General features: G+C 53.0%; 20 protein-coding genes, 1 tRNA gene and 1 pseudogene. 8 read left to right on the top strand and 14 right to left on the bottom strand.

Features of this window, described 5'->3' with window-relative positions:
• Positions 1–861: a phosphoenolpyruvate hydrolase family protein gene (locus ACR0NT_RS08715; protein WP_170672753.1), complete on the top strand. Its 861-nt coding sequence runs from the start codon at positions 1–3 to the stop codon at positions 859–861.
• A 58-nt stretch (positions 862–919) separates the two neighbouring features.
• Complete coding sequence (locus ACR0NT_RS08710) at positions 920–1,318, top strand: cupin domain-containing protein (protein ID WP_170672752.1); 399 nt, start codon at positions 920–922, stop codon at positions 1,316–1,318.
• 547 nt (positions 1,319–1,865) lie between these two features.
• On the opposite strand, the gene ACR0NT_RS08705 is transcribed toward ACR0NT_RS08710, so the two are convergent.
• Positions 1,866–3,413: a P-loop ATPase, Sll1717 family gene (locus ACR0NT_RS08705; protein WP_170672751.1), complete on the bottom strand. Its 1,548-nt coding sequence runs from the start codon at positions 3,411–3,413 to the stop codon at positions 1,866–1,868.
• Positions 3,414–3,639: 226 nt separating this feature from the next.
• On the opposite strand from ACR0NT_RS08705, the gene ACR0NT_RS08700 reads away from it, so the two are divergent.
• From ACR0NT_RS08700 to ACR0NT_RS08690, 3 genes are read left to right on the top strand one after another with little or no spacing between them, the layout of a single operon-like run.
• The gene (locus ACR0NT_RS08700) at positions 3,640–3,891 is read left to right on the top strand and encodes an Arm DNA-binding domain-containing protein (protein ID WP_170672750.1); all 252 of its coding nucleotides are present in this window, start codon (positions 3,640–3,642) and stop codon (positions 3,889–3,891) included.
• 19 nt (positions 3,892–3,910) lie between these two features.
• Positions 3,911–4,339 (top strand): plasmid mobilization protein, encoded by a 429-nt coding sequence (locus ACR0NT_RS08695; RefSeq protein ID WP_170444333.1) that lies wholly within the window; start codon positions 3,911–3,913, stop codon positions 4,337–4,339.
• Positions 4,333–5,418 carry a relaxase family protein gene (locus tag ACR0NT_RS08690; RefSeq protein ID WP_480442917.1) on the top strand — a complete coding sequence of 362 codons (1,086 nt, stop codon included), beginning with the start codon at positions 4,333–4,335 and terminating at the stop codon, positions 5,416–5,418. Before ACR0NT_RS08695 ends, ACR0NT_RS08690 begins: the two co-directional genes overlap by 7 nt.
• On the opposite strand, the pseudogene ACR0NT_RS08685 reads toward ACR0NT_RS08690, so the two are convergent.
• The 9 genes and pseudogenes from ACR0NT_RS08685 to ACR0NT_RS08645 form a co-directional block, all read right to left on the bottom strand.
• Positions 5,344–5,718: pseudogene (locus tag ACR0NT_RS08685) on the bottom strand (ATP-binding protein); the annotation flags it as partial. The gene ACR0NT_RS08690 and the pseudogene ACR0NT_RS08685 overlap by 75 nt on opposite strands.
• Complete coding sequence (locus ACR0NT_RS08680; RefSeq protein WP_170673305.1) at positions 5,719–7,023, bottom strand: DNA (cytosine-5-)-methyltransferase; 1,305 nt, start codon at positions 7,021–7,023, stop codon at positions 5,719–5,721.
• 234 nt (positions 7,024–7,257) lie between these two features.
• Positions 7,258–8,193 carry a hypothetical protein gene (locus ACR0NT_RS08675; RefSeq protein WP_170444350.1) on the bottom strand — a complete coding sequence of 312 codons (936 nt, stop codon included), beginning with the start codon at positions 8,191–8,193 and terminating at the stop codon, positions 7,258–7,260.
• Positions 8,194–8,195: 2 nt separating this feature from the next.
• Positions 8,196–9,272, bottom strand: a complete 1,077-nt coding sequence (locus ACR0NT_RS08670; RefSeq protein WP_170672745.1) for a hypothetical protein — start codon at positions 9,270–9,272, stop codon at positions 8,196–8,198.
• A gap of 282 nt (positions 9,273–9,554) precedes the next feature.
• Positions 9,555–10,073, bottom strand: a complete 519-nt coding sequence (locus ACR0NT_RS08665; protein ID WP_170672743.1) for a hypothetical protein — start codon at positions 10,071–10,073, stop codon at positions 9,555–9,557.
• 350 nt (positions 10,074–10,423) lie between these two features.
• Complete coding sequence (locus ACR0NT_RS08660) at positions 10,424–10,840, bottom strand: hypothetical protein (protein WP_170444360.1); 417 nt, start codon at positions 10,838–10,840, stop codon at positions 10,424–10,426.
• Positions 10,840–11,274, bottom strand: coding sequence for a helix-turn-helix domain-containing protein (locus tag ACR0NT_RS08655; RefSeq protein ID WP_170672742.1), 435 nt, complete (start codon positions 11,272–11,274; stop codon positions 10,840–10,842). The genes ACR0NT_RS08660 and ACR0NT_RS08655 overlap by 1 nt, the downstream gene beginning before the upstream one ends.
• Positions 11,275–12,368: 1,094 nt before the next feature.
• The gene (locus ACR0NT_RS08650) at positions 12,369–13,229 is read right to left on the bottom strand and encodes a hypothetical protein (RefSeq protein WP_170405096.1); all 861 of its coding nucleotides are present in this window, start codon (positions 13,227–13,229) and stop codon (positions 12,369–12,371) included.
• A gap of 197 nt (positions 13,230–13,426) precedes the next feature.
• Positions 13,427–13,978 carry a hypothetical protein gene (locus tag ACR0NT_RS08645; RefSeq protein ID WP_170672740.1) on the bottom strand — a complete coding sequence of 184 codons (552 nt, stop codon included), beginning with the start codon at positions 13,976–13,978 and terminating at the stop codon, positions 13,427–13,429.
• Between the two features lie 643 nt (positions 13,979–14,621).
• On the opposite strand from ACR0NT_RS08645, the gene ACR0NT_RS08640 reads away from it, so the two are divergent.
• Positions 14,622–15,410: a tyrosine-type recombinase/integrase gene (locus ACR0NT_RS08640; RefSeq protein ID WP_480442915.1), complete on the top strand. Its 789-nt coding sequence runs from the start codon at positions 14,622–14,624 to the stop codon at positions 15,408–15,410.
• Between the two features lie 101 nt (positions 15,411–15,511).
• Here the strand turns inward: ACR0NT_RS08640 and ACR0NT_RS08635 are convergent.
• Positions 15,512–15,587: transfer RNA gene (locus tag ACR0NT_RS08635), tRNA-Lys, on the bottom strand.
• Positions 15,588–15,799: 212 nt separating this feature from the next.
• On the opposite strand from ACR0NT_RS08635, the gene dapF reads away from it, so the two are divergent.
• Together dapF and mtaB are read left to right on the top strand one after the other, a co-directional pair.
• A complete protein-coding gene (gene dapF / locus ACR0NT_RS08630; protein WP_170444398.1) occupies positions 15,800–16,642 on the top strand; it encodes a diaminopimelate epimerase in 843 nt (280 codons plus the stop codon).
• The gene (gene mtaB / locus ACR0NT_RS08625; protein ID WP_170444402.1) at positions 16,639–17,895 is read left to right on the top strand and encodes a tRNA (N(6)-L-threonylcarbamoyladenosine(37)-C(2))-methylthiotransferase MtaB; all 1,257 of its coding nucleotides are present in this window, start codon (positions 16,639–16,641) and stop codon (positions 17,893–17,895) included. Before dapF ends, mtaB begins: the two co-directional genes overlap by 4 nt.
• Positions 17,896–18,096: 201 nt before the next feature.
• Here mtaB and ACR0NT_RS08620 read toward each other — a convergent pair whose 3' ends face one another.
• The 3 genes from ACR0NT_RS08620 to petA are packed head-to-tail and all read right to left on the bottom strand — an operon-like array spanning position 18,097 to position 20,827.
• A complete protein-coding gene (locus tag ACR0NT_RS08620; protein WP_170444405.1) occupies positions 18,097–18,882 on the bottom strand; it encodes a cytochrome c1 in 786 nt (261 codons plus the stop codon).
• Positions 18,883–18,899: 17 nt separating this feature from the next.
• On the bottom strand, positions 18,900–20,231 hold the full coding sequence (petB, locus tag ACR0NT_RS08615; RefSeq protein ID WP_170444408.1) for a cytochrome b: 1,332 nt from the start codon (positions 20,229–20,231) through the stop codon (positions 18,900–18,902).
• An 11-nt stretch (positions 20,232–20,242) separates the two neighbouring features.
• The gene (petA, locus tag ACR0NT_RS08610; RefSeq protein ID WP_170444411.1) at positions 20,243–20,827 is read right to left on the bottom strand and encodes a ubiquinol-cytochrome c reductase iron-sulfur subunit; all 585 of its coding nucleotides are present in this window, start codon (positions 20,825–20,827) and stop codon (positions 20,243–20,245) included.
• Positions 20,828–21,109: the final 282 nt, after the last annotated feature.

The raw sequence follows: 21,109 nt of genomic DNA, 5'->3' as shown, positions 1-21,109 counted from the left end.
ATGGCAGTCACGGGACGCGCAGAAATCCTTGGCCGCCTGCGGGCCAAAATCGCAGCAGACAAGGTGATCGTCGGCGGCGGAGCAGGCACCGGCTTGTCCGCCAAATGCGAAGAGGCTGGCGGTATCGACCTGATCGTCATTTACAATTCAGGCCGCTATCGCATGGCTGGACGTGGGTCTTTGGCGGGGTATATGTCCTATGGCAATGCCAACGAGATCGTTGTGGATATGGGGCGCGAGGTGCTGCCCGTTGTCAAAAACGTGCCCGTTCTGGCCGGTGTGAACGCCACGGACCCGTTCTGTATCATGGACAAGTTTCTGGACGATCTGGCCGCGATGGGCTTTGCCGGGGTTCAGAACTTCCCCACGGTCGGCATCATCGATGGACGTTTCCGGCGCGAGCTTGAGGCGACCGGCATGTCCTATGACATGGAGGTCGAGATGATCGCCAAGGCCCGTGAACGCGACCTGCTGACCACGCCCTATGTGTTCAGCGCTGACAACGCCGCCGAAATGGCCAAGGCGGGCGCGGATGTGATCGTGGCGCATTTCGGACTGACCACCGGCGGATCAATCGGCGCGGGGGACAGCGCACCGGATATCGCAGAATGCGCGCGGCTTTATGACGAATGGGCCGCAGCGGCGCGGGCCTATCGCGATGACCTGATCTTTATCTGCCACGGCGGTCCGCTGGCCGAGCCGGAGGATGCGCAGAAATTCCTTGACCTCTGCCCTGATTGCCATGGCTTTTATGGTGCGTCATCCATGGAGCGTCTGCCCACTGAACGGGCGATCACAGCCCAGACCGCCGAGTTCGGCAAGCTGCGCCGCGGCGTCGAACGCTCCAAAGGGGTCGCTTGACGACAAAGCGCCGACGTTCAGAACTATTGCACAATCAAAACACTACCGGAGAATTGGGATGATCGGAAAATTCATGCTTTCGGCGGACACACCGCAGGAAACGCTCGATTGGGGCAAGTTGAAATGGATGAGTAATCCGCCGGCGACAGGTGCCGGGCAGCTTACTGTGATCGAGGTCAGCCTTGCGCCCGGTCACGGCCACGATTTTCACAAACACCCCGATCAGGAAGAAGTCATCTATTGTGTCGCCGGGCAGGTCGAACAGTGGCTTGGCGAGGAAAAGCGTGTGATGGGACCGGGGGATTCGGTTTTCATCGGTGCGGATGTGGTTCACGCCACGTTCAACATCGGCGATTCAAATGCAACGCTTCTAGCCATTCTGGGACCATGTGTCGGAGAAATGGGGTACGAGATTGAAGACGTCGCGGACAAGGCGCCCTGGAACGGTCTGCGGTAGAGCCGTATGAAAAAACAAAGCGCCAACTACATTCACATGTGCACGCTACCCAAAAAATTCTGGATTTGGCAATCTGGCTCAGACGCTGGATGGTGACGGGAAGCTTGATTTCTCTTTTGGGCGGGATCAGTGTTGCTCAACTGGGTGTCCGTTGCCAGGTCATTAGGGCCATTTGGAGATTGGACGCTGTGCACCTGCCGGGCTGACAACAGGGCTGAGTTGTTCCGACCGAGAGGGTCAATCCGTGTCTGCGGACTTGCGGTTCAGTGGTTATGACGACGCACTGCAATACAGCAAGAATGTGAATTGCATGGGTCGATTGTCTCCTTTCCAAAATTGCAAAGCCCGTCACCGCAGAAAGGCAGCATTACACTGGCGTTAGATCAAAACCATACTTAGCAACGTGATCAATGGACTTGACGGCCACGCAGTAGCGGGAAGGGCTTGCCGTTGAGGCCAAGGAATACCTTGTCTGGGACCGGGGCATGCGCGGCTTTGGGTTGCGGGTCTAACTTCCGCTTCCAATCATATTGCCTCCAAGACGGTCTTAGACCATATCCAGAAGCTTTTGGAGAGATTGATGAACAATGAATGGCTTATCAAGAATCGGGTCAGGGTAACCTCGTGATGCCCAGGTCTGACGCTGCAAGCCACTCCCTTCGTTTTTAAAGAAATTTCCGACAACACCAGATCGGTAGAGCGCCGCGACCACAAATTCTGCGCGCCTTGATTGCTTTAGCCGCCTGACTGAAGCTATTGCTTCAGACGCACTATTCATTCTTCTAATAAATTCAGGTAAATCAAAAACATAGTGCCTACCTCTCAAGATCGAGAAAGCGGCATCTATCTCGTAGTCAAATAGGTTTGCGGATAGTTCATCCTTGAACTCATCAAGCATAGCCTGTGCAAATGAGTTGTCGGAATCCTCGAAATCATCTTCGGTGAACGCCGTTTTACCCCACGCTCTTTCTGCCGCAGATAACAAACAAAGGAGCACACCTCGCGGCCTATGGGATCCCATATCAAGCAAAAATCTCTGCGTATCCTTGTCATTTATGGTTTCAGGAAAGTAGCTACTCCAAGGGTCAGGCGTTGGAACCTCTCCCTCTTCGATTTCAGAGTTTTCAATCTTCCTTCTAAATATCTCCGTAATACTACTAGGATTACCGGGCGCTGGCTCCCAGTTTAAGCTAACGGAAAATGATCTCATTATTTTGTTGAGTTCACTTGATGAGCCTGGGAAAGAGTAGATCACCTCAGAACGAACTGAAGCATAACATAGGGCATCAATTCCAGCTTCGTAAAATGTCTGGTTCATGGAATAAACGGAAAATATCAGGTCACGGACCATTCTCCGGTCCCGCTCTCCGCTTCCCATTTCCTCCAGAAAAAACTCGAGCTCATCAATATATAGTCGAACTTTTACATCGTCTTTCAGCTTTATGTTCTTCAGAGCTTCTTGAGAAAGCCGTACTAAATCGAGTAGATCAAGGGTACTGTCTCCAGCATCTTTGCGCCTTGCTTCGATTTCAGCGCCAATCTCTGACTTTAAAGCGCCCACGTTAACAGAAAGGTTAACTTTTCCCTTGACGCCTTCAACCTTCATGCTGTCGAAGAGTGTATTGAACTTCTTTTGGTCAGCCTCCAAAAGAAGGGATACATCTTGAAAGTAACCCACCCCATCCTGAACATCTGATGGGTCTATTAGTCTGAAAATATTCTTAAGGATGTACCACTCCCACACCGTTCGGTAATCCGTTTCAACAGCGAAATTTCCTTGATCTTCGACGACAATTGTCCGCGTCATTTTATCAAGCTTTGATCTATCCTCCGGCCGAATCTTCGACTTGAACAGAATTAGCGCCGAGTGCTTGTCACCTAAGATCTCTCTGAGGTGCAACAGGATAGTGGTCTTACCTGACCCTTTGGGGCCAACAACGAAAAACTTTGATCCACTTTCAAGCTGGGAGATATTAGCCTTAGGTGGTGCAATAAATGAGTTAAATAGTACTCGCGATCCCTCCTTTTCTTGCCTCATATACTCATGCAAAGCATCTGGGTCTCCAAAGCGTATCTTTTCAATAGAAATATTCATGGGAAAATCTCTGGTCAGCCTATGCGTCATTTTTCGATGCAATACGCTACACATGTAAGGGAAGTGCAACCACTTATTTTCCAGCGACGCCGAATATCTTCAATGAATAGAGCAGAACTTCAGCGGCTTAGCGCCCTCGCAATACGGTAAGGAGCGAATAGAACAAACTCAACCTTGCCCGAAGACGCTTCAGAGTTGTTGCAGCCGGACCTGCACCGCCAAAGCCGTGAGTTGTTCGGGCCGCCTATGGCTCGCAGCCGCGCCTTTGTGGAGGAAACTATCTCGAGGCGATCTTGGCTATCCCTCCGGCAAAAAGACCTATCTGGTTCAGTACCGGGCCGGACGTCGGACGCGACGGATCACCATCGGCCAACACGGCGTCCTGACCGCCGAGGAAGCGCGGACACAAGCCAAGCAGCTTCACCGAAGGCTGGACCCTGTTTGCACCATCGAAGCAGGAACTGTGCCTGCGGTCTGAGCAAAGAGCAAGGCGACCCATGTCATACGCTGGCGCTGCTGACACGGGACCTTGCGAGGGGTGGCAAGCCTCCCCTTCGAACCCCACCGGCGGAGGCACGCCGCGCGCCAAAGCGCCGCTCACCGAGACCTTCGTCTTTCGATGTAGCGTTGCTGAGAAGGCTGAGCTTCGCGTCAAAGCCGAAGCTGCCGGAGTGTCTGCCGCGACCCTCTTGCGCGAAGCATTGGGTCTGACGGAAGCACGTCGTCGCAAGCCTGCGCCTCGCGTCGACCCCACTCTGGTCCTGGCACTAGGGCGCATTGGCGGCAACCTCAACCAGGTTGCACGGGTTGTGAATCGGGCGCTTCTGATTGGTCGGGTTGACATGGATACGCTGGCCGTCGCCCGACAACTGGTTGTGATTGAACGCCAGCTTACCAAGATCCTTGATGAGGCACGACAATGCTGATCAAGTTCTTTCCCAATGGCAAAGGCGCGGGTGCTGGTCCAGTTGGCTATCTCGTCACGCGTGAAGTCTTGGCCTATGACGCCAATCGCGATCTAATCTGCGATGCTGATGGCCAGCCCATGACGGTCATACGCGATCCTTTGCCTGAAGTGCTACGCGGCGATCCCGCCCGCACCGAGGCCCTGATCGACGCCTGTCGCAATCAGTGGACCTACCGCGCGGGCGTCATCAGCTTTGCCAGCGAGGACGCACCCACCGAAGCCCAGCAGGTCGAAGTCATGAACGCCTTCGAGGCACTGGCATTCGCTGGTATGGACAGTGAGCAATTCGACTTGCTCTGGGTCCGGCACAGCCACGAAGACCGCGTTGAGCTGCATTTCTGCACACCGCGTTTGGAGCTGACAACCGGCAAGAGTCTCAACATTGCGCCACCTGGCTATCAGACAGCCTATGACAGTCTGCGCGACCTGATGAACAAAGCTCATGCCTGGGCCGATCCCATGGATCTGGATCACGCGCAGGAGGTTCAAACCACCGTTGAGGCCCCAACCAGGGCACAGGGCCGCGAAGAACTGCACGAATGGATCTTGGACCAGATCAGCGTCGGCACCATCACCGACCGTGCAAGCATGGTCGATGCTCTGACCGACGCAGGTTTCGACCTCCCCCGCGTAAGCAAAAATTACATCACCGCCAAAGACCCCAACACGGGCGAACGCTGGCGATTGAAAGGAGAGATTTTTCATGACGACTGGCAAGCCGACCCGGCTGAGCGAGAAATTGAACGCGGATATGGACAAGATCCGAAAAGAGCACGCCGCCTTGATGGATTCTCAACTGCAGAGCTTCAGGACCGATATTCAAGCATGTGTATTGTCCAGGCGCACTTCTGTATAGTGTTTGTTAGCACCTACAACCAGCGAACCTATGTTAAGTTCATCGATTTGGTCATTCACGATTTTATCGATGTTAAAAAATACTGTGCGTTCAATTGCTTCACCCAGAGCACTCGTTCTCACACTCCAGTTCGGAGCAAACCAGCAAGCAGCACTCTTCATACCCATACCAAATTCGGATAAACCGGTCGCATCGGGAGGTATTTCTGCGGGCCGGAATGCACGCTGATACTCTGAGGAAGAAATACCGGCAGCATTGTCGGTTATTGTGATCGTTTTCTCAGTCGGATCAAAGTCGATGTCGACCCGAAGTTTGTAGCTTTTACCATCTACTCGATTCAACTCCCGGCGACGGCTGATGCTGCTTTGAATAGAATTGTCTACAAACTCCGCCAAAGCAAACCACGCTTTGTAGTTAAGGTGTGGAAGCACAGCGAGTACGTTCACTCCTGGGCGAATATTTATTGTGTTTAAATCTGTCATTTACTCTGCGGCGAGGTTCAAAGGCATCTCGGTCTGCACGTTATCTCGCTCTAGCAGTGCAGTCATGATCTGTTTCACAACCTCCACGTTCACTGCATTTCCGAACGCTTTGTAGGCACCGTTCTTGGTGTCCGGTAGGTATTTCAATTCGCCCATACTTTGGAGGCGGCTGCACTCTCTGGGAGTCATGTAGCGCTTTTCCCATGACACAATCGGAACTTGGCTTGTGGTCATAGCAATTAGAGATGGGGCTGTATCAGTGCGCTTAACTCGTATTCCACTAGCTCGGAATTGGACAATCTGCTTCCAAATATCTCGTTCGCCACCTTTAATGTTCCACTCCAGCTTCTGGAAACTTGGAGGGAACGTTCGAATTTCAGGTATCAGTGGGTCTATGATGTCCTGATGTCGAGCATAAAATCTCCGATTTTTTTCAATAAAATCGATCTTCCACCCCGGGAATTCATCTTGTTTCGATCGGGCATAGTTCGGGAGCGCTTCTTCGGTGGCTTCATAAGCCAAACCGTTTAGCGGAACGCCAAAGGCTCCCTTATAATCTTCAAGGCCTTGATAGGACCTTCCATATGGGGTCAAACCATGGATGGGATAGTCAGCGCCGAATTCCATCGCCCAAATTGGAAACGACGGCAACTCTTCGTCCTTTGGAAATCTCTCCAAGAAAGTTTGCCAAGTCTCCATGTACTTCAGGTGGTTTGAGTTGAGGCTGAGAGCATCTGAAGGGTTTTGGTCCAAAATCGTCGAGATAGACACCTCCGGCAACTTTGAAGGAGTTGGCCAAACAAACCCTTGAAGGCCTTGCCTATCACCGACCAAAAAAGCGCGTTCGCGTTTTTGGGGAACTCCGAACATATGAGGTGACAGCTTGGCTCCAGATATGTCGTATCCGGCACCTCGGAGTTTATCGCAGATCACGTGCCAAGTTTTTCCACCATTATGTCTCACCAGATTCGGGACATTCTCGACAATGAAGTAACGCGGTTTCTTCAGTCTTAGAATTTCTACTACATAGTCGATTAAATCGCCCCATTGAGGACATTCTAGTCCTTTTTGCTCTCCAGCCTTCGAAAATGGTTGGCATGGAAAACCTGCACAAAGGACATCATGGTCCGGAATGCACTCTAACGCGACGGCACGGATATCCCCGTGAGGCTCTAAATCAAAGTTCTTCTCATAAAGTGAGGAAAGCGCGGGGTTCAACTCTGACGCAAAAACACATTCGCCATTAAGGGCGCTTAATGCTTGGTGGAAGCCCCCCAATCCCGCGAACAGATCTATAAATTTCATGGTCACATGTTTTTCTTGTCTGACTGTAGCTGCCCGGTCAGTGAACCCATTAATTCACATTTCCTACGTAGGGCATGATATTGTGTACGGGGCTGCCGTCAACTACTATACTCGCCCTTCAAACACAAAACCATCAACCCCAACCCAGTGTGATTTCGCACTGAACAACCCGCTTTCTGCGTGGCCTATGGATTGAGCGTTGAGTTCGGAAAACACCGAGCAAACTGGGGAGACTCAAACAAATCTTGGTAGAGCCTCGATTCTGGGTGCGAGCCAGTCAATGACTTCAGCGAGAGTTTCACCGTCCAGGGTCACATCGGCATCGGTTGCAGCTCGTAGCATCCTTATACGATCCAACACGGTTATTTGCCCTTCCAGCGCCGCACGCTTCATTTCTGGGGTGTCAATAACAAACGGAGCAGCAATTCCAGTACTCGGCTGCACAGCTGAATCAAGCAGCTTCTGCCACACATGCGGGTTGGGGGTATGAACCTTTTGCCGCCAGTTCTTTCCGCTAGCACATTGAAGCAAGTACACAGGAAGAGCCTCCCGCGTGTCACCAAATGGACGGTAGCAAACAATATCTAACCCGGCATCCTTAGCATCAGTTGCCACGTACTCATACGGATCTACGGCACCTTTGACGTTAATGCGATCACGTAGTTCCGAGATAATGGTGGGTATATCCTGAGCCTCGTCAGGTGACCATCCTGCACGGAAAACATGCCAACCGGGCAGCATGGCGGGGCAAATCGCCTCGACCACCTTTTCAAAAAGATTGCCTTGGACAACGTGATCTACCTGACCTTTTGCCCAGTCAGGAAAAATTCGCAGGATGCTTAAAAGCAAGAAGAAAGATCGAATAGGATCGTTTTCCCACTGGATCACGTCAACAATTCGAGTAGTCCCGATTGTAAACGAGGCTGGCAAGCCGCCCCAGTTCTTTCGCTTCTGCAGTTCTTGCCAACCGGTGTCAGCTATCCAGTGAGCAAGATCCTGGGCGCCATCAGGGCAAACTTCATATTCGATTAAGATATCGACAACATCGCTTTTGCTAACCGGCTCCCCCTCAAATAGGACAACCGCCTCCAGCCAATCAGCTAGTGCGTTAGGGTCGATGTTTGACTTTGTAACAGATCGTCTGAAACCAGACTCCGGCAATTGGATCATGATTAGATTTCAAGCGTCTTTTTGATTTGTTCAGCGTTAGCTACCAGGCGTTTGGAAACTGCTATCAAGCGTTCATCATCTTTATAAAGGTGGATAGATGACAGTGCTTCCTGCAAGTTATAAGCTGCTGTGGATACAAGCTCATAGATTTCCTCTTGATCGCCGCCAGCTATGACAAAAGCTTTTTCTAAGCTTGGTGATCTAACTGTACGAAGGTATTGTAGACCCTCTTCCGAGGCCAGTACTGTCGCGAACTTATCAACTTCTCTGGAATCAGTGACAACCGGTGGTGTTTCCGCATCGCCAAAGAGCCAGCGAGAATACTCCAAAAGCTGAGGGATGTAGTTGTCTCCAACAGGAGGATTAACTTTCGCAGGCTCTACGCCAAATTTTTCCGAAACACCCAAAAAGTTCTGCACGCTTTTTGAGCGCAAAGATAGAAACAAGACACTGAAGCGCTTTTCCACCTCTTCGACACTTAAGCCCTCAATGTTCTCCATCTGAATAAGGATGCGATAGGCTATGTAGCTACGCTCAACGACCGGTGTCTTGCTTCCTATTTTCCGCATTACCTCGCGGTAAGACAAACCACGTTCATCAATGAGTTTCGCAATAAACTGAGCCTTCTCTGGCGGTGCCCACTCCTTAATGCCGGTTACATGACGAAACCCAAGGAACGCATCGACGTCCGACCTGTCCCCTAGTAGGATGTATGGGACATCTTTGAAGAGCCCATCCGGCCTATCCAAGCCATTGATAAGATCCGCCCATTTCTTCGAACCATCCGCTCCATCGAATGTGTTTTGCAACCTTTTTAGTGCGGCAATCCGACGGTTCCCTTCGATTACGACGAGTTGATCTTCACCGTCGATCTCCTCAATTGCGCAGAGAACAGCTTCGTGCGCCCAAAAGCCACTTTCAAGAAATGATGTAGCAAGTTCTTCGAGAGACCAATCGCGCATGCGGTTGTAGATCTCGTCTTGCGGAAGGCTTTGAGCATGCGCTGAACGACCCAGTCTTGGATTTCGTGGGTCTAAGAAGAACTTATCTAGTGACGTATACTGTATTGTTCCCGTCATACTCACCAGATCCTTCCATAAGTATTGGCGAATCCATCTCGCCGAAATCCACTCTTACCTCTCTGGTGAACCTAAAGAGGCGTCGTTCAGGAAAGGCTTGAAGTGCTCCATGCCTAACAGCTTTGCACTCAGTGTTCCAGATTAGCAAGTCGCTGTACTTCCGACGAAACTTGAGTGTGTCGCATCCACGCGAACCTGCTCTATCCACTAAGCAGTTTCAGTGAGTCAACTCGCGATCATTCAATCCCGCGGGTTCGCTTGAAATTTCGCAACGATAAGTTCTCAACTTGCCTCCAACAACCTTAGGATTTCAGCAGCAAAACTATGGAACTTGAGGACCTGATCTGCATAGATTTCCACAAACTCGCCATTCTCTAAGAGGCCTAAGTCGGCTCTGACAGCTGCTTCCCATACAACCTCAGAGTTTGACTTTGGACCAGCAGCAAACAAAATGTTCGGCACTTCCATTGAATGACTGTCATTTCCTATGGTGCCGCCATTGCATGAACTAATAGGGGTGTAGCCTGTCGCCGAGAGTGCTACTACCGCAGCGCTCATTCCGGCGTCAAAAGCCGACAATTCATATCTCTCGAAATAGTCTGTGTCTAAAATTTCGTTCGCATCAACAGTCGTCCAACCAGCAGCGGCTAGCATCTTTAGAATTTCCCGTTCTTCCTCAAGAACATTTCGAACATCGTGATCCGAGCACCCTCGGCAATCTATGTAACCTCTATTTAACGCTAGACCATCCTCGGAACTGGCTCGATCTTCATCAAGGGAACTCAATGAATTTAAGGTCATTCGGTCTCTGGATACTACCAAATTGCGGCGACGAGGAGGCGGGTTAAACATTATGTTAAAAGTACCTTCACAATTCTCTTGAGTATTACTGACACACATTTTGGTCGCCGGTCTGAATTGCATGCTCGCTACCTCAAATGTGTTTCTGGGGACGATGCATTCATCAGTCTTAACGGTAAAGCTTATACTAAATCAGCTGTTCGGTGAGGTTGTTCGTTCAATCAAAAACTGCTCGAAAGTGGCCGCGTCAACCAAGCGAGCGTTTTCGTCGCGTTTCGCGGTGACAGATCTCTCAAATAGAGCGCACAGAAAAATAACTATCAATCCCGGTAGGAACCACAGCCACGTCGTTATTGGCATTTCCCCCCTGTCAAAACCCCTTGGTAGAGAGGCCAAATGAAGAACAACATTGCGACCAAGCTGATGCGCTTGACCGGCTTCATTGCTTCTTCTGCATCGGCAGCCGAACGATTACTAGCCTCAACCAGATCAATTTCCCACGACAGGAATTCGTCCATAACCTGGCCAGCAAGATAATGGCCACAGCGGCAATAGTCGCGCGTTATGTATTCGATCTGCCCACAATCCGCGCAGCGGATCGCATTGATGCTGTCGGCATGTGGACGTAAGCGTTTTTTGCACCCTTCAAACCTAGTTTCATCGTCAGTTCCGCAAAGGTCATCCAAAATTCGCTTGGTATCGCGACCGAGCCGTAGCTTGCGTGGCCGGAGTTTGAGCACGTCTTCGGGAAGTTCTTCTCTCAGCATCAGCTAATTAGCCTCAAAACACTGTCAATTCTTGTTATGTCCGGTGCACTACCTTCATTCGCCAATGCATCGGTGTTCAGGACTTCGTCGAAAAGGAACATGATGGCGTCCCATTTCTTTTCCGGCGTGACATTCAAATCTCGATCAATGATCCGCCTCTCTACGGCGATACCGACCTTGCGATAGGCGGTCGCGATCTCTTCGTGCCGACGGCTCTTCCCGTCTTCGGAATCCCCTTCGAGCATCCAAAGAGGATCGACATCGAACTTTTCGTAGATTTCTAGAAGCAATTGAGCCGTCAGGTCACGCTGGCCACGTTCGTAGTTCTGGTAGGCGCTTCGGCTGATACCAAGCGCGTGCGACATCTCCTCTTGGGAGAGACGAGCCATATTTCGTACTGCTGCAAGGCGATGCCCAAGGCCAGAAACAGCCATTTTCAACTTTCATTTGTATTTGCGTTGACCTCATTCGTAGTCAATTATATTAGAAATAGATACGAACGATGGCGACACGCTTGATTCATGCAGTTTCAGCGTAGTTTTGTTTCATTCTGGATGCAAAGCGATTTCTTTCGCTTCAGTTCGTGAGCAACGACGACAGGAGGCAAAGCGTGAGAAAGCTGCTTGAAACCCCCAAGGAACTGGCCGAGCGCGTGGGCATACCTGTGTCCAACGTGCGCTATCTTACCCTCAACATTTGCCCGATCAATTTGACAGATGCTGCGTAACGCAATCTTGAAAAAACCAAAGGTCGGCTTGCTACGGCAACCGCTTTAAATCCTGCACACAAATTCGACCTTAAAAGGAAGAATGATCCGATTGCCCGTGCCGCCATTCCACCCACTGCACATTTAACTGTACTTATAAGGAAGAAAGATCCGCTTGCCTGTGCCGCCTCTCTACCCGCTGCACCCTTATGTCTTTTCCTCATCACGGCAAGCAAATAGGGCACTGTTAGACGCAGCAGGATTGGACAGGCCACGCAAAACAGATTTTGTGAAGCAAAGTTCAACTGAAAACGACTATCTTGTTGATGTTGCTCAGACGCCAAAAGCTGCGGAATGAGCGAGAGCACTTCTTTGTAGCCTAGTTGTTGATGTCATAGATAGATGGGCCTTTCCCAAAGAAGGCCCTAAGCCTCATTTCTGGTTTGGGCCGCGAACAGGCCAATGCTGCTACGGTATTTTATCCCTCGGGCAATAACCGTTAAGGGCTAATAGCGGTCACCCGGCCATTTCTACTAACCTTCCGGCGGATTTGCTCTGAGCCGATCGATATTCAAACAACAACAATAACAACTCTTAAAACCCCCGCTTTTTGAAGTCGCTTTCCGACCCCCCCGCCCCCTCTTCATTCTGAAATGAATTCTCTCTGGCCAACTGCCCAGCGCAAATAGGCTTCCTAGCCTATGCCAATAGACCTTACCCATATAGCATACGCAGTGGAAATGCTGTCACTGAGAACTTCGGGTTGCCTGAGCGTGTCTGAGTCGTGCGGCCATCGGAATGACTGCAAAGCGGACAGATCGGTCACTTGATACTTCGCCTAAGCGCTTCAATGATCATTTCAACATCGAAAGGTTGGTCCAACTCATTTATGTCTGTCGAGCCACGAGTTTTGGTAGTCAATCCACCGCCTTTGACACAATCGATCGAATGTTGTTTTCCTTGAGTGAGGAACGTTGCCGGATCGGCCATCGAGGCGACCAAGCCCTGAATGCACTTTACAATAACTTTATGATTTTGTTCGTCAATTGCCTTCTGGAATTCCGCTGGACTCACATAGCTATTGCCTTGATGAAAGTGTGTGAAAGTAAACGCACCATGCTCAAGAAATGATAACTCCCATGACTTTTCGTCATGCATTGAGGAGCATAGACCGTCATACAAACGAACGGTTTCTTCACGACCTTGAAGAGCGACCATTGCCTCAAAGAGAAAAGCGCCCGAGTGACAGCTGTCGAGCATCATGCTGATCCCTCGGATTCCCTTATCGGACGCCATGTTTTCTTCGATCAATGAAACGTAATCAGCGGCTGAAAGCGCCTGATCGCGCAGGACTAAGGCTCCGGACTTGGGTAAGCCATGACCTGCGAAGTAAAGGTCAATTCCGGTCTCGCCTTGCGGGAACACGCTCAATTCTCTCGAAATATTTTCAATCGCGGCTTCGAAGTCAGAGAGCGTTGGGTCCAATAGCAATACGTGGGCATCTTTCGGAACCAGTTCATCAATCGACCAGTTGTCAAATGCTAGTTTTGCGTCCGCTGACGTGAACTTCAGCTGAGCTCCGGAGCGACAGCGCATTTCGCCATAGACAGTCTGTTCGGGTGGAGGGTTTTCGGGGCCGGCGCAAGCAACAATCAGGCTTCCAGAATATCTCCTATCGTACACTTCGACCTCACCTGTTGCGTGTTAACAGATCATCTTTGATCGGTATTTGAATGTCCACAAAGGGCTCAGAGCAGCCATCCGCCGATTTTTGCCTGTCTTTCGACCTGTCCCAACGGGATAAACGGCAGTTGTGCGGACAAACCTGCCGTTGCAAATGCAGAGGCTAACCCACTTCAATAGTTTTAGAACGATAATGATCAGTTTATGTCGCAACCATTGATTTGAGCGTACTTGGAAGTTTCTTGTTGAAACTCTATGAGTAAGTCAGAGTTGTCAAAATTGAAGTACATGCCAGGGTAAAACACTGTGGATTGGCCGAACTTCGAGTAGTCAATTCTCCCGTTCAGCCCCAAGTCAAGAAGGCCAGTACGCTGTATCTCACGTTCTAACCACGGAACGGCTTCTACTTGAAAATAAGGATGTTCAAACGGCCAAACCTGCCCAGTTAAGCGGCGGTTCACGGTGATGGCAAAATCTTGGACATTTCTATATGCCTCTGCATACCAATCATCCAAAGGGAACCTTAGTTCGTATAGTTCCCGACCACGCAAAACGACTCTCTCAACTCGTGCTTCGTCAAATCTGGAAAATGAGTTCAAGTTGAAGAAGTCAGTAAAAAGAAAATACTCGTTGTTTTCGTCGGTTGGCTTAACCTCTCGCGAGTAAACCATGGTGCAACCGACCAACTTAATATCAAAGTAACCCATGTCGCCCAATACGGCGTCTAGGGCTCTCGTTTCTTCGGACACGCTGGTTCCAGCAACTAACAACACAAGCAATAGCGGTAGGAGGAGGCAATTAGTAATCGCTTGAAGCATCAGTCTAATATGGACTCTATTCATCACTGGAAGCTTTTAGCCTCTGTTCACGTGGAGTGTATTGGCTTGGTGAAATCAACACAGGCTTCAACATGTGCCAACACATGAAAATCTAACAATATAAGTTCTTTGCGGCAACCCAACCATGATTAATGGGCCGTCAACTCTCAAGGTGTTTCCTAACATCATTACGCGGTGCCTCGGCCGCTATCTAAGTTGTTTGCCAATCCAATAGGCAATTTGGACCAAAGGTAATGATCCAAATCTTTGCTTTGATAGTGCAGCACGTAACTTTGGGCTCAATGCGGTCATCCGACCATTGCCGTCAGCTTTTCATCCGATGTGTTGTGAGGTGGCCGACTTCCAAACAACAAAAATAATAACACTTATAGCCCCCGTTTTTTGAAGTCGCCTTCCGAAACCCCCGCCCCCTCTTCATTCCGAGTTGAATTCTCTCTGGCCAACTGCCCAGCGCAAAAAAGGCTTCTCAGCCTCTGCCGTTAGACCTTGTGCGCTCACGGTGGCCAGCGTCCAACGTCGGACCAAAGAAAGCTACCAATATAACATGAACAAAATGCTGGGGCTGACCAAGGCCTTCCACGGTCGCTGGTCGCTTGATCCGGACCGTCCACTTTCTTCTTTGACCGATGACGACGTGGATGACCTCAGAATGGCACGTCAGGAAGAAGGTATGACAGCAAACACGATCAACGGCGAACTTCGCTTTCTCAAACGAGTGAACAACCTTTGCAAAAAGAGGTACAAGGTGAACCCTGATCTGGAATTCAAATTGGAACGTGGCTTTGTGAAGTGCCGTGTGCTGTCTGACTTGGAAGAAGAAGCCATCCTACAGGGCCTCAACGCCAAGGCATCTGAGGGGAACGCGGCATATCAGAAGGCGGCCGATCTGTTCGTCTATCTCATCGATACAGGCGTTAGGCTAAACGAAGCTATTTTGGTTGAGTGGGCAGACATTGATATGGAAAACCGGGTGATCGATAACTTTAACCACAAAACCAAGAAGTCTGTGTTTGTGCCGATCAGTGACCGGCTTTACGATGTTCTGAAGAGGCTTAGTGAGCAGCCAAAGCCATTCGTCTCCATGGATAGAGCCGTCAAGAATCTTAGGAACGTCATAAGGGAGAACTGTCCTTCCAGCGCCCGTGTGTTGGCGGAGAAAGGAACGGCAACTATTCACTCCTGCCGGGATACCTATGCAACCCGAATGCTGAACAAAGGTATGAGGCTTGAGGAAGTATCCCATCTGTTGGGACACGCTACAGTCACTCAGACACAGAAGTATGCCAAGTTCGCAAATTTGCCGACAGCTGATAAAGCGCGTGAAATTCTCAACGCGGCCTGAGCCAAAATTCGAACTGGCCCAAATCCCGACCCAGTATGGACTTGCTGTACTGGGTCAACCCTAACCGGCACCCTGCATCTCTTTGTTATTATTGAAAAAAGTGGTGAGCCGTGCAGGATTCGAACCTGCGACCCACTGATTAAAAGTCAGTTGCTCTACCAACTGAGCTAACGGCCCACTCTTTTGTCTGGATCTTGTCGATCCGTGGCGCTCTCTAAGGCATTTTCCCAACTGGGTTCAAGCCCTTATTTTGCACCTCGTTCCACCTTAACCTAACTTGTTTCCGGCGCCCCGATAGGCGGCCTAATTAGGCAGGTGGCGCGGGGGGGTCAACCCCTTTTTTCAGGAATCTTCTCCGCAGGGTGGATTCCTTTCCAACGCAGGGTTATATGCGCGCCATGCAACGAATACTGACCTCGGGTTTGCCCTTCATGAAGATGCACGGGCTGGGCAATGACTTTGTCATTGTCGATGCGCGCGCGCAAAGCGTTGAGATTACGCCCGCCTTGGCACGGGGAATCGGGCATCGGCAGTTCGGCGTCGGATTCGACCAGTTGGCGGTGATCGAAAGCGGCGAATCGGATGCGCATCTGGTGTTTTACAATGCCGACGGGTCGACCTCGGCCGCGTGCGGGAATGCCACGCGCTGTATTGCGCGGTTCCTGATGGAGGAAACCGGCAAATCCGAGCTGACCCTGACCACAGAACGCGGCACCCTGTACGCTTGCGACGCGGGCGACGGGCTGACCTCGGTCAACATGGGGCCGCCGCAGTTGGACTGGCATGAGATTCCGCTGGCCGAAGAAACCGACACGCTGGAACTGCCGATCGAAGGCGGGCCGACCGCCACCGGCATGGGCAACCCGCACTGCACCTTCTTTGTCGAGGATGCCGAAGCCATCCCCTTGACGGAATTTGGCGCGCGCTACGAATACCACCCGCTGTATCCCGAACGCACCAATGTGCAGGTGGCACAGGTCGTAGGCCCCGACCACATCCGGATGCGTGTCTGGGAGCGGGGCGTGGGCATCACGCTGGCCTCGGGGTCGTCTTCCTGCGCAACCGCCGTGGCCGCCGCACGACGCGGCCTGACCGGGCGCAAGGTGCAGATCGATCTGGACGGCGGCACGATCTGGGTTGACTGGCGCGAGGACGGCGTCTGGATGACCGGACCCACCTGCCACGTGTTTTCGGGCACCCTGACCCCGGAATTCCTGAGGACGCTGAGATGAGCGCGCCCAAATTCACCACTCTGGGCTGCCGCCTGAACGCCTATGAGACCGAGGCGATGAAGGAGTTGTCGCAACAGGCCGGCCTGACCGATGCCGTCGTGGTGAACACCTGCGCAGTGACGGCCGAGGCGGTACGCAAGGCTCGGCAGGAAATTCGCAAGCTGCGCCGTGAAAACCCGAACGCACGGCTGATCGTGACCGGCTGTGCAGCACAGACCGAACCCGAAACCTTTTCCGGAATGGAAGAGGTCGATGCGGTCATCGGCAATACCGAGAAGATGCAGCCCGACACATGGAAAGGCATGGCGGCGGATTTCATCGGCCAGACCGAAGCCGTACAGGTCGACGACATCATGTCGGTCACCGAAACCGCCGGACATCTAATCGATGGATTCGGTACCCGCTCACGCGCCTATGTGCAGGTCCAGAATGGCTGCGATCATCGCTGCACCTTCTGCATCATTCCTTATGGCCGCGGTAACTCCCGCAGCGTCCCTGCAGGCGTGGTGGTGGATCAGATCAAGCGGCTGGTAGACCGGGGCTATAACGAGGTCGTTTTGACCGGTGTGGACCTGACCTCATGGGGCGCCGATCTGCCCGCGCAGCCCAAACTGGGCGATCTGGTCATGCGTATCCTGAAACTGGTGCCGGACCTGCCGCGCCTGCGGATCAGCTCGATCGACTCGATCGAGGTGGATGAGAACCTGATGCAGGCGATCGCGACCGAGCCGCGCCTGATGCCGCATCTGCACCTGTCGCTGCAGCACGGGGATGACCTGATCCTGAAACGGATGAAACGCCGCCACCTGCGCGACGATGCCATCCGATTTACCGAAGAGGCCCGCAAACTGCGCCCCGAGATGACCTTTGGCGCGGATATCATCGCCGGGTTTCCAACCGAATCCGACGCGCATTTCGAGAACTCGCTGAAACTGGTCACCGACTGCGATCTGACCTGGTTGCACGTCTTCCCCTATTCCAAGCGTGAAGGCACCCCGGCGGCCCGGATTCCACAGCAGATCAACGGCAATATCATCAAAGCCCGTGCCGCCCGCCTGCGCGCCGCAGGCGATGCGCAGGTCGCCAAACACCTGAGCGATCAGATCGGAAAAACCCATCACATCCTGATGGAAAACCCCCATATGGGCCGCACCGAGCAATTCACCGAGGTTACTTTCACCACCCCCCAGCCTGAAGGCCAGATCGTGACCGCCAAAATCATAAGCGCCACCGCGACTCAGCTCACAACCTGATCCGCACTTCATCTGGCCAAAAAATTCCCGGCGGAGTGAGCGGTGAAAAAGAAATCGTCCAGTGGACGATTTCAACCGCGAACGGGCGGAGCCCCGGAATTGGCCGCAGGCCAAGAAGGGGCTGGACCCTTCACCCCTCGAAAACAAAAAACCCCCGCAGCCGATGGCGCGGGGGTTCATTCTTTTTAGGAAGATCAGCGCTTAGTGCTTCTTCTTGCCCTTCACAGCAGCCCACAGGCGCTTGTTGACCAGATACAGCAGCACCGACAGCACCGACAGGAAGATCACGCCGACGAAGCCCGAGTATTTGCGCTCCATCATCTTCGGCTCGGCTGTCCACATCAGGAAGGCGGCGACATCCTCGGACATGGCCTCAACCGTGGCCGGGTGACCATCGGTGAACTCGACCTGATCGTCGGACAGCGGCGGCGCCATCGAAATCCAGCCACCCGGGAAGGCGGTGTTTTCGTACAGGACCGTGCCGGCCTCTTCCTTTTCGTGGCCGGTATAGCCATCCAGCAACGAGGCGATGTATTCCGCACCACCCATGCCTTTGAACAGCTGGTTGATACCCAGACCGTAGGGACCGTGGAACCCGGCGCGGGCCTTGGCCATCAGGCTCAGGTCTGGTGCGCCGACACCGTCATTGGCTGGGAAGTGGTCGGTCGGGATCGCCGGGCGGAAATCGTCCAGCTCGGGATCGAACACTTCAAAGTTGCCCGCCGCGTAGGCGATGACTTCTTCTTCCGAATAACCCAGCGCCTCAAGATCGCGCAGAGGCACGTATCTCAGGCCGTGGCAGGCTGCACAGACCTCGGTATAGATCTGAAGGCCGCGCTGCAGCTGGTGCTTGTCCCAGGTGCCGAAGGGCCCCTCGAACGAAAAGTGGAAGTCCTCGATATGCTGCTCGCCGCCACCTGCTGCGAAAGACGCAGCAGGAGCAAGGGCCAGAGCAAACGCGGCACCGATTGCAAGTTTCTTGAACATGTTTCCGGTCCCTCTTCTTACTCGGCCGGCGTGGCGTCGGCGTCAGCCTTGCCATAATGCGCGTTGAAGTCTTCTTCGATGGTCTCGGGCTGTGCCAGAGGCTTCTCGATCACGCCGAGGATCGGCAGGATCACGAAGAAATAGGCGAACCAGTAGGCAGACGCGATCAGCGAGAAGGTCGCATAAGGCTCTTCTGCGGGCATCGCACCCAGCCACATCAGGGCAAAGAAGTCGATGATCAGCAGGTAGAACCACCATTTGAACATCGGACGGTACTTGCCCGAACGCACGCTTGAGGTGTCCAGCCAGGGCGCCAGGGCCATGGCCAGGATCGCACCGAACATCGCGATCACACCAAAGAACTTGGCGTCGACGATGCCGCCGGTGATGAAGCTGGCGAACTGAACAACCCAGACCTCACCAGTGAAGGCGCGCAGGATCGCGTAGAACGGCAGGAAGTACCATTCCGGAACGATATGCGCAGGCGTAACCAGCGGGTTGGCTTCGATGTAGTTGTCCGGGTGGCCCAGATAGTTCGGCATGAAGCCGACAACTGCCCAGAACACGACCAGGATCACGGCCAGCGCGAACAGGTCCTTGATCACGAAATAAGGCCAGAACGGCAGCGTGTCTTTCTCGGCCTCGGCTTTCGAGCCACGGCGCACTTCAACACCCGTGGGGTTGTTGTTGCCGGTGGTGTGGAAAGCCCAGATGTGCACGATCACCAGCGCCGCGATTACGAACGGCAGCAGGTAGTGCAGCGAGAAGAAGCGGTTCAGCGTGGCGTTGTCCACCGCGGGTCCGCCCAGCAGCCAGGTCTGGATCGCGTCACCCACGAACGGGATCGCGCCAAACAGGCCGGTGATCACGGTCGCACCCCAGAAGGACATCTGACCCCAGGGCAGAACGTAGCCCATGAAGGCGGTGCCCATCATCATCAGGTAGATCAGCATCCCGATGATCCAGGTGATCTCACGCGGGGCTTTGTACGAGCCGTAGAACAGGCCACGGAAGATGTGGATGTAAACCGCAACAAAGAACAGCGACGCGCCGTTCATGTGCAGGTAGCGCAGCATATAGCCGCCATTCACGTTGCGCATGATGTGTTCGATGCTGGCGAAGGCCAGATCAACATGCGGGGTATAGTGCATCACCAGAACGATACCGGTGACGATCTGCAGCGCCAGGCAGAACGCCAAGACGATGCCCCAGATCCACCACCAGTTCAGGTTCTTGGGGGTGGGGATCATGATGGTGTCGTAAATCAGGCCGACGATGGGCAGGCGGCTGTTCAGCCACTTCTCGCCGTTTGTCTTCGGCTCGTAATGATCGTGGGGAATTCCGGACATCTGGGTCTCCCTTAGCCGAGCTTGATGGTTGTCGCATCCACCCATTCAACGGGCGGAACGGGCAGGTTTTCAGGCGCGGGGCCTTTGCGGATACGACCGGCAAGGTCATAGTGCGAGCCGTGGCAGGGGCAGAACCAGCCGCCGAAATCACCGGCATCGCCCAGAGGTACGCAACCCAGGTGGGTGCAAACGCCCATCTGAACGATCCATGCACCGGGCGCTTCGCCTTCGGGCGACGGCATCACGCGGTTGGCGTCGGTCGCAGGGGCATCGGCGGGCAGGTTGAAGTTGCGCGCCAACGGATCAGGCAGCGCATCTACGCCTTCAGCGTCCTGCTCCTTGGCCTCTTGAATCTCGGCACCGGTACGGTGACGGATGAATACGGGCTTACCCAGCCATTTCACCGTCAGCTGCGTGCCCGGCTCGACACCGCTGACGTCCTGGCGAATCGAGGACAGCGCCTGAACGTCTGCCGATGGGTTCATTTGGTTGATCAGGGGCCATACGGCTGCACCCGTCGCAACGACACCTGCGCCGCCAGCGACGTAGTAGAGGAAATCTCTGCGGGTGCCTTCGTTGTCTTCTGCGTGGGACACGAGGTTTTCTCCGATTCCGGCGCCCGCGATTGCGGGCAAACATGCATCAGCACCGCATCAAAGCGGCGTCTCATCGCGGCTATCTAGCCGGGAGAAATCGGTTCGTCCAGCGGTCATAGGCGCGCACTACGCCGCATCTGGGCATTCATGTCACAACGAAGGGGTGATTTTTCAAGTTTTGGACAGGTTTAAGCGGGGAAATCCGCCGGTCACCGGCCATCGGGGCCAATGTGATTCGCGTCAGATGCGCCTCGCCTGGAAAACCCTCGCCGGGCCGGATTC

The sequence above is a fragment of the Ruegeria sp. AB10 genome (assembly GCF_056542745.1).
Note: the sequence above shows the minus strand (reverse complement) of the source record. Positions and strands in the feature narration are given on the sequence as shown.

Bases quoted from the DNA above. Each gene is read 5' to 3' on its own strand.
- ACR0NT_RS08715 (WP_170672753.1), top strand. From the start codon at position 1: ATGGCAGTCACGGGACGCGCAGAAATCCTTGGCCGCCTGCGGGCCAAA.
- ACR0NT_RS08710 (WP_170672752.1), top strand. From the start codon at position 920: ATGATCGGAAAATTCATGCTTTCGGCGGACACACCGCAGGAAACGCTC.
- ACR0NT_RS08705 (WP_170672751.1), bottom strand. From the start codon at position 3,413: ATGAATATTTCTATTGAAAAGATACGCTTTGGAGACCCAGATGCTTTG.
- ACR0NT_RS08695 (WP_170444333.1), top strand. From the start codon at position 3,911: ATGTCATACGCTGGCGCTGCTGACACGGGACCTTGCGAGGGGTGGCAA.
- ACR0NT_RS08690 (WP_480442917.1), top strand. From the start codon at position 4,333: ATGCTGATCAAGTTCTTTCCCAATGGCAAAGGCGCGGGTGCTGGTCCA.
- ACR0NT_RS08680 (WP_170673305.1), bottom strand. From the start codon at position 7,023: ATGAAATTTATAGATCTGTTCGCGGGATTGGGGGGCTTCCACCAAGCA.
- ACR0NT_RS08675 (WP_170444350.1), bottom strand. From the start codon at position 8,193: ATGATCCAATTGCCGGAGTCTGGTTTCAGACGATCTGTTACAAAGTCA.
- ACR0NT_RS08670 (WP_170672745.1), bottom strand. From the start codon at position 9,272: ATGACGGGAACAATACAGTATACGTCACTAGATAAGTTCTTCTTAGAC.
- ACR0NT_RS08665 (WP_170672743.1), bottom strand. From the start codon at position 10,073: ATGACCTTAAATTCATTGAGTTCCCTTGATGAAGATCGAGCCAGTTCC.
- ACR0NT_RS08660 (WP_170444360.1), bottom strand. From the start codon at position 10,840: ATGCTGAGAGAAGAACTTCCCGAAGACGTGCTCAAACTCCGGCCACGC.
- ACR0NT_RS08655 (WP_170672742.1), bottom strand. From the start codon at position 11,274: ATGGCTGTTTCTGGCCTTGGGCATCGCCTTGCAGCAGTACGAAATATG.
- ACR0NT_RS08640 (WP_480442915.1), top strand. From the start codon at position 14,622: ATGCTGGGGCTGACCAAGGCCTTCCACGGTCGCTGGTCGCTTGATCCG.
- dapF (WP_170444398.1), top strand. From the start codon at position 15,800: ATGCGCGCCATGCAACGAATACTGACCTCGGGTTTGCCCTTCATGAAG.
- mtaB (WP_170444402.1), top strand. From the start codon at position 16,639: ATGAGCGCGCCCAAATTCACCACTCTGGGCTGCCGCCTGAACGCCTAT.
- ACR0NT_RS08620 (WP_170444405.1), bottom strand. From the start codon at position 18,882: ATGTTCAAGAAACTTGCAATCGGTGCCGCGTTTGCTCTGGCCCTTGCT.
- petB (WP_170444408.1), bottom strand. From the start codon at position 20,231: ATGTCCGGAATTCCCCACGATCATTACGAGCCGAAGACAAACGGCGAG.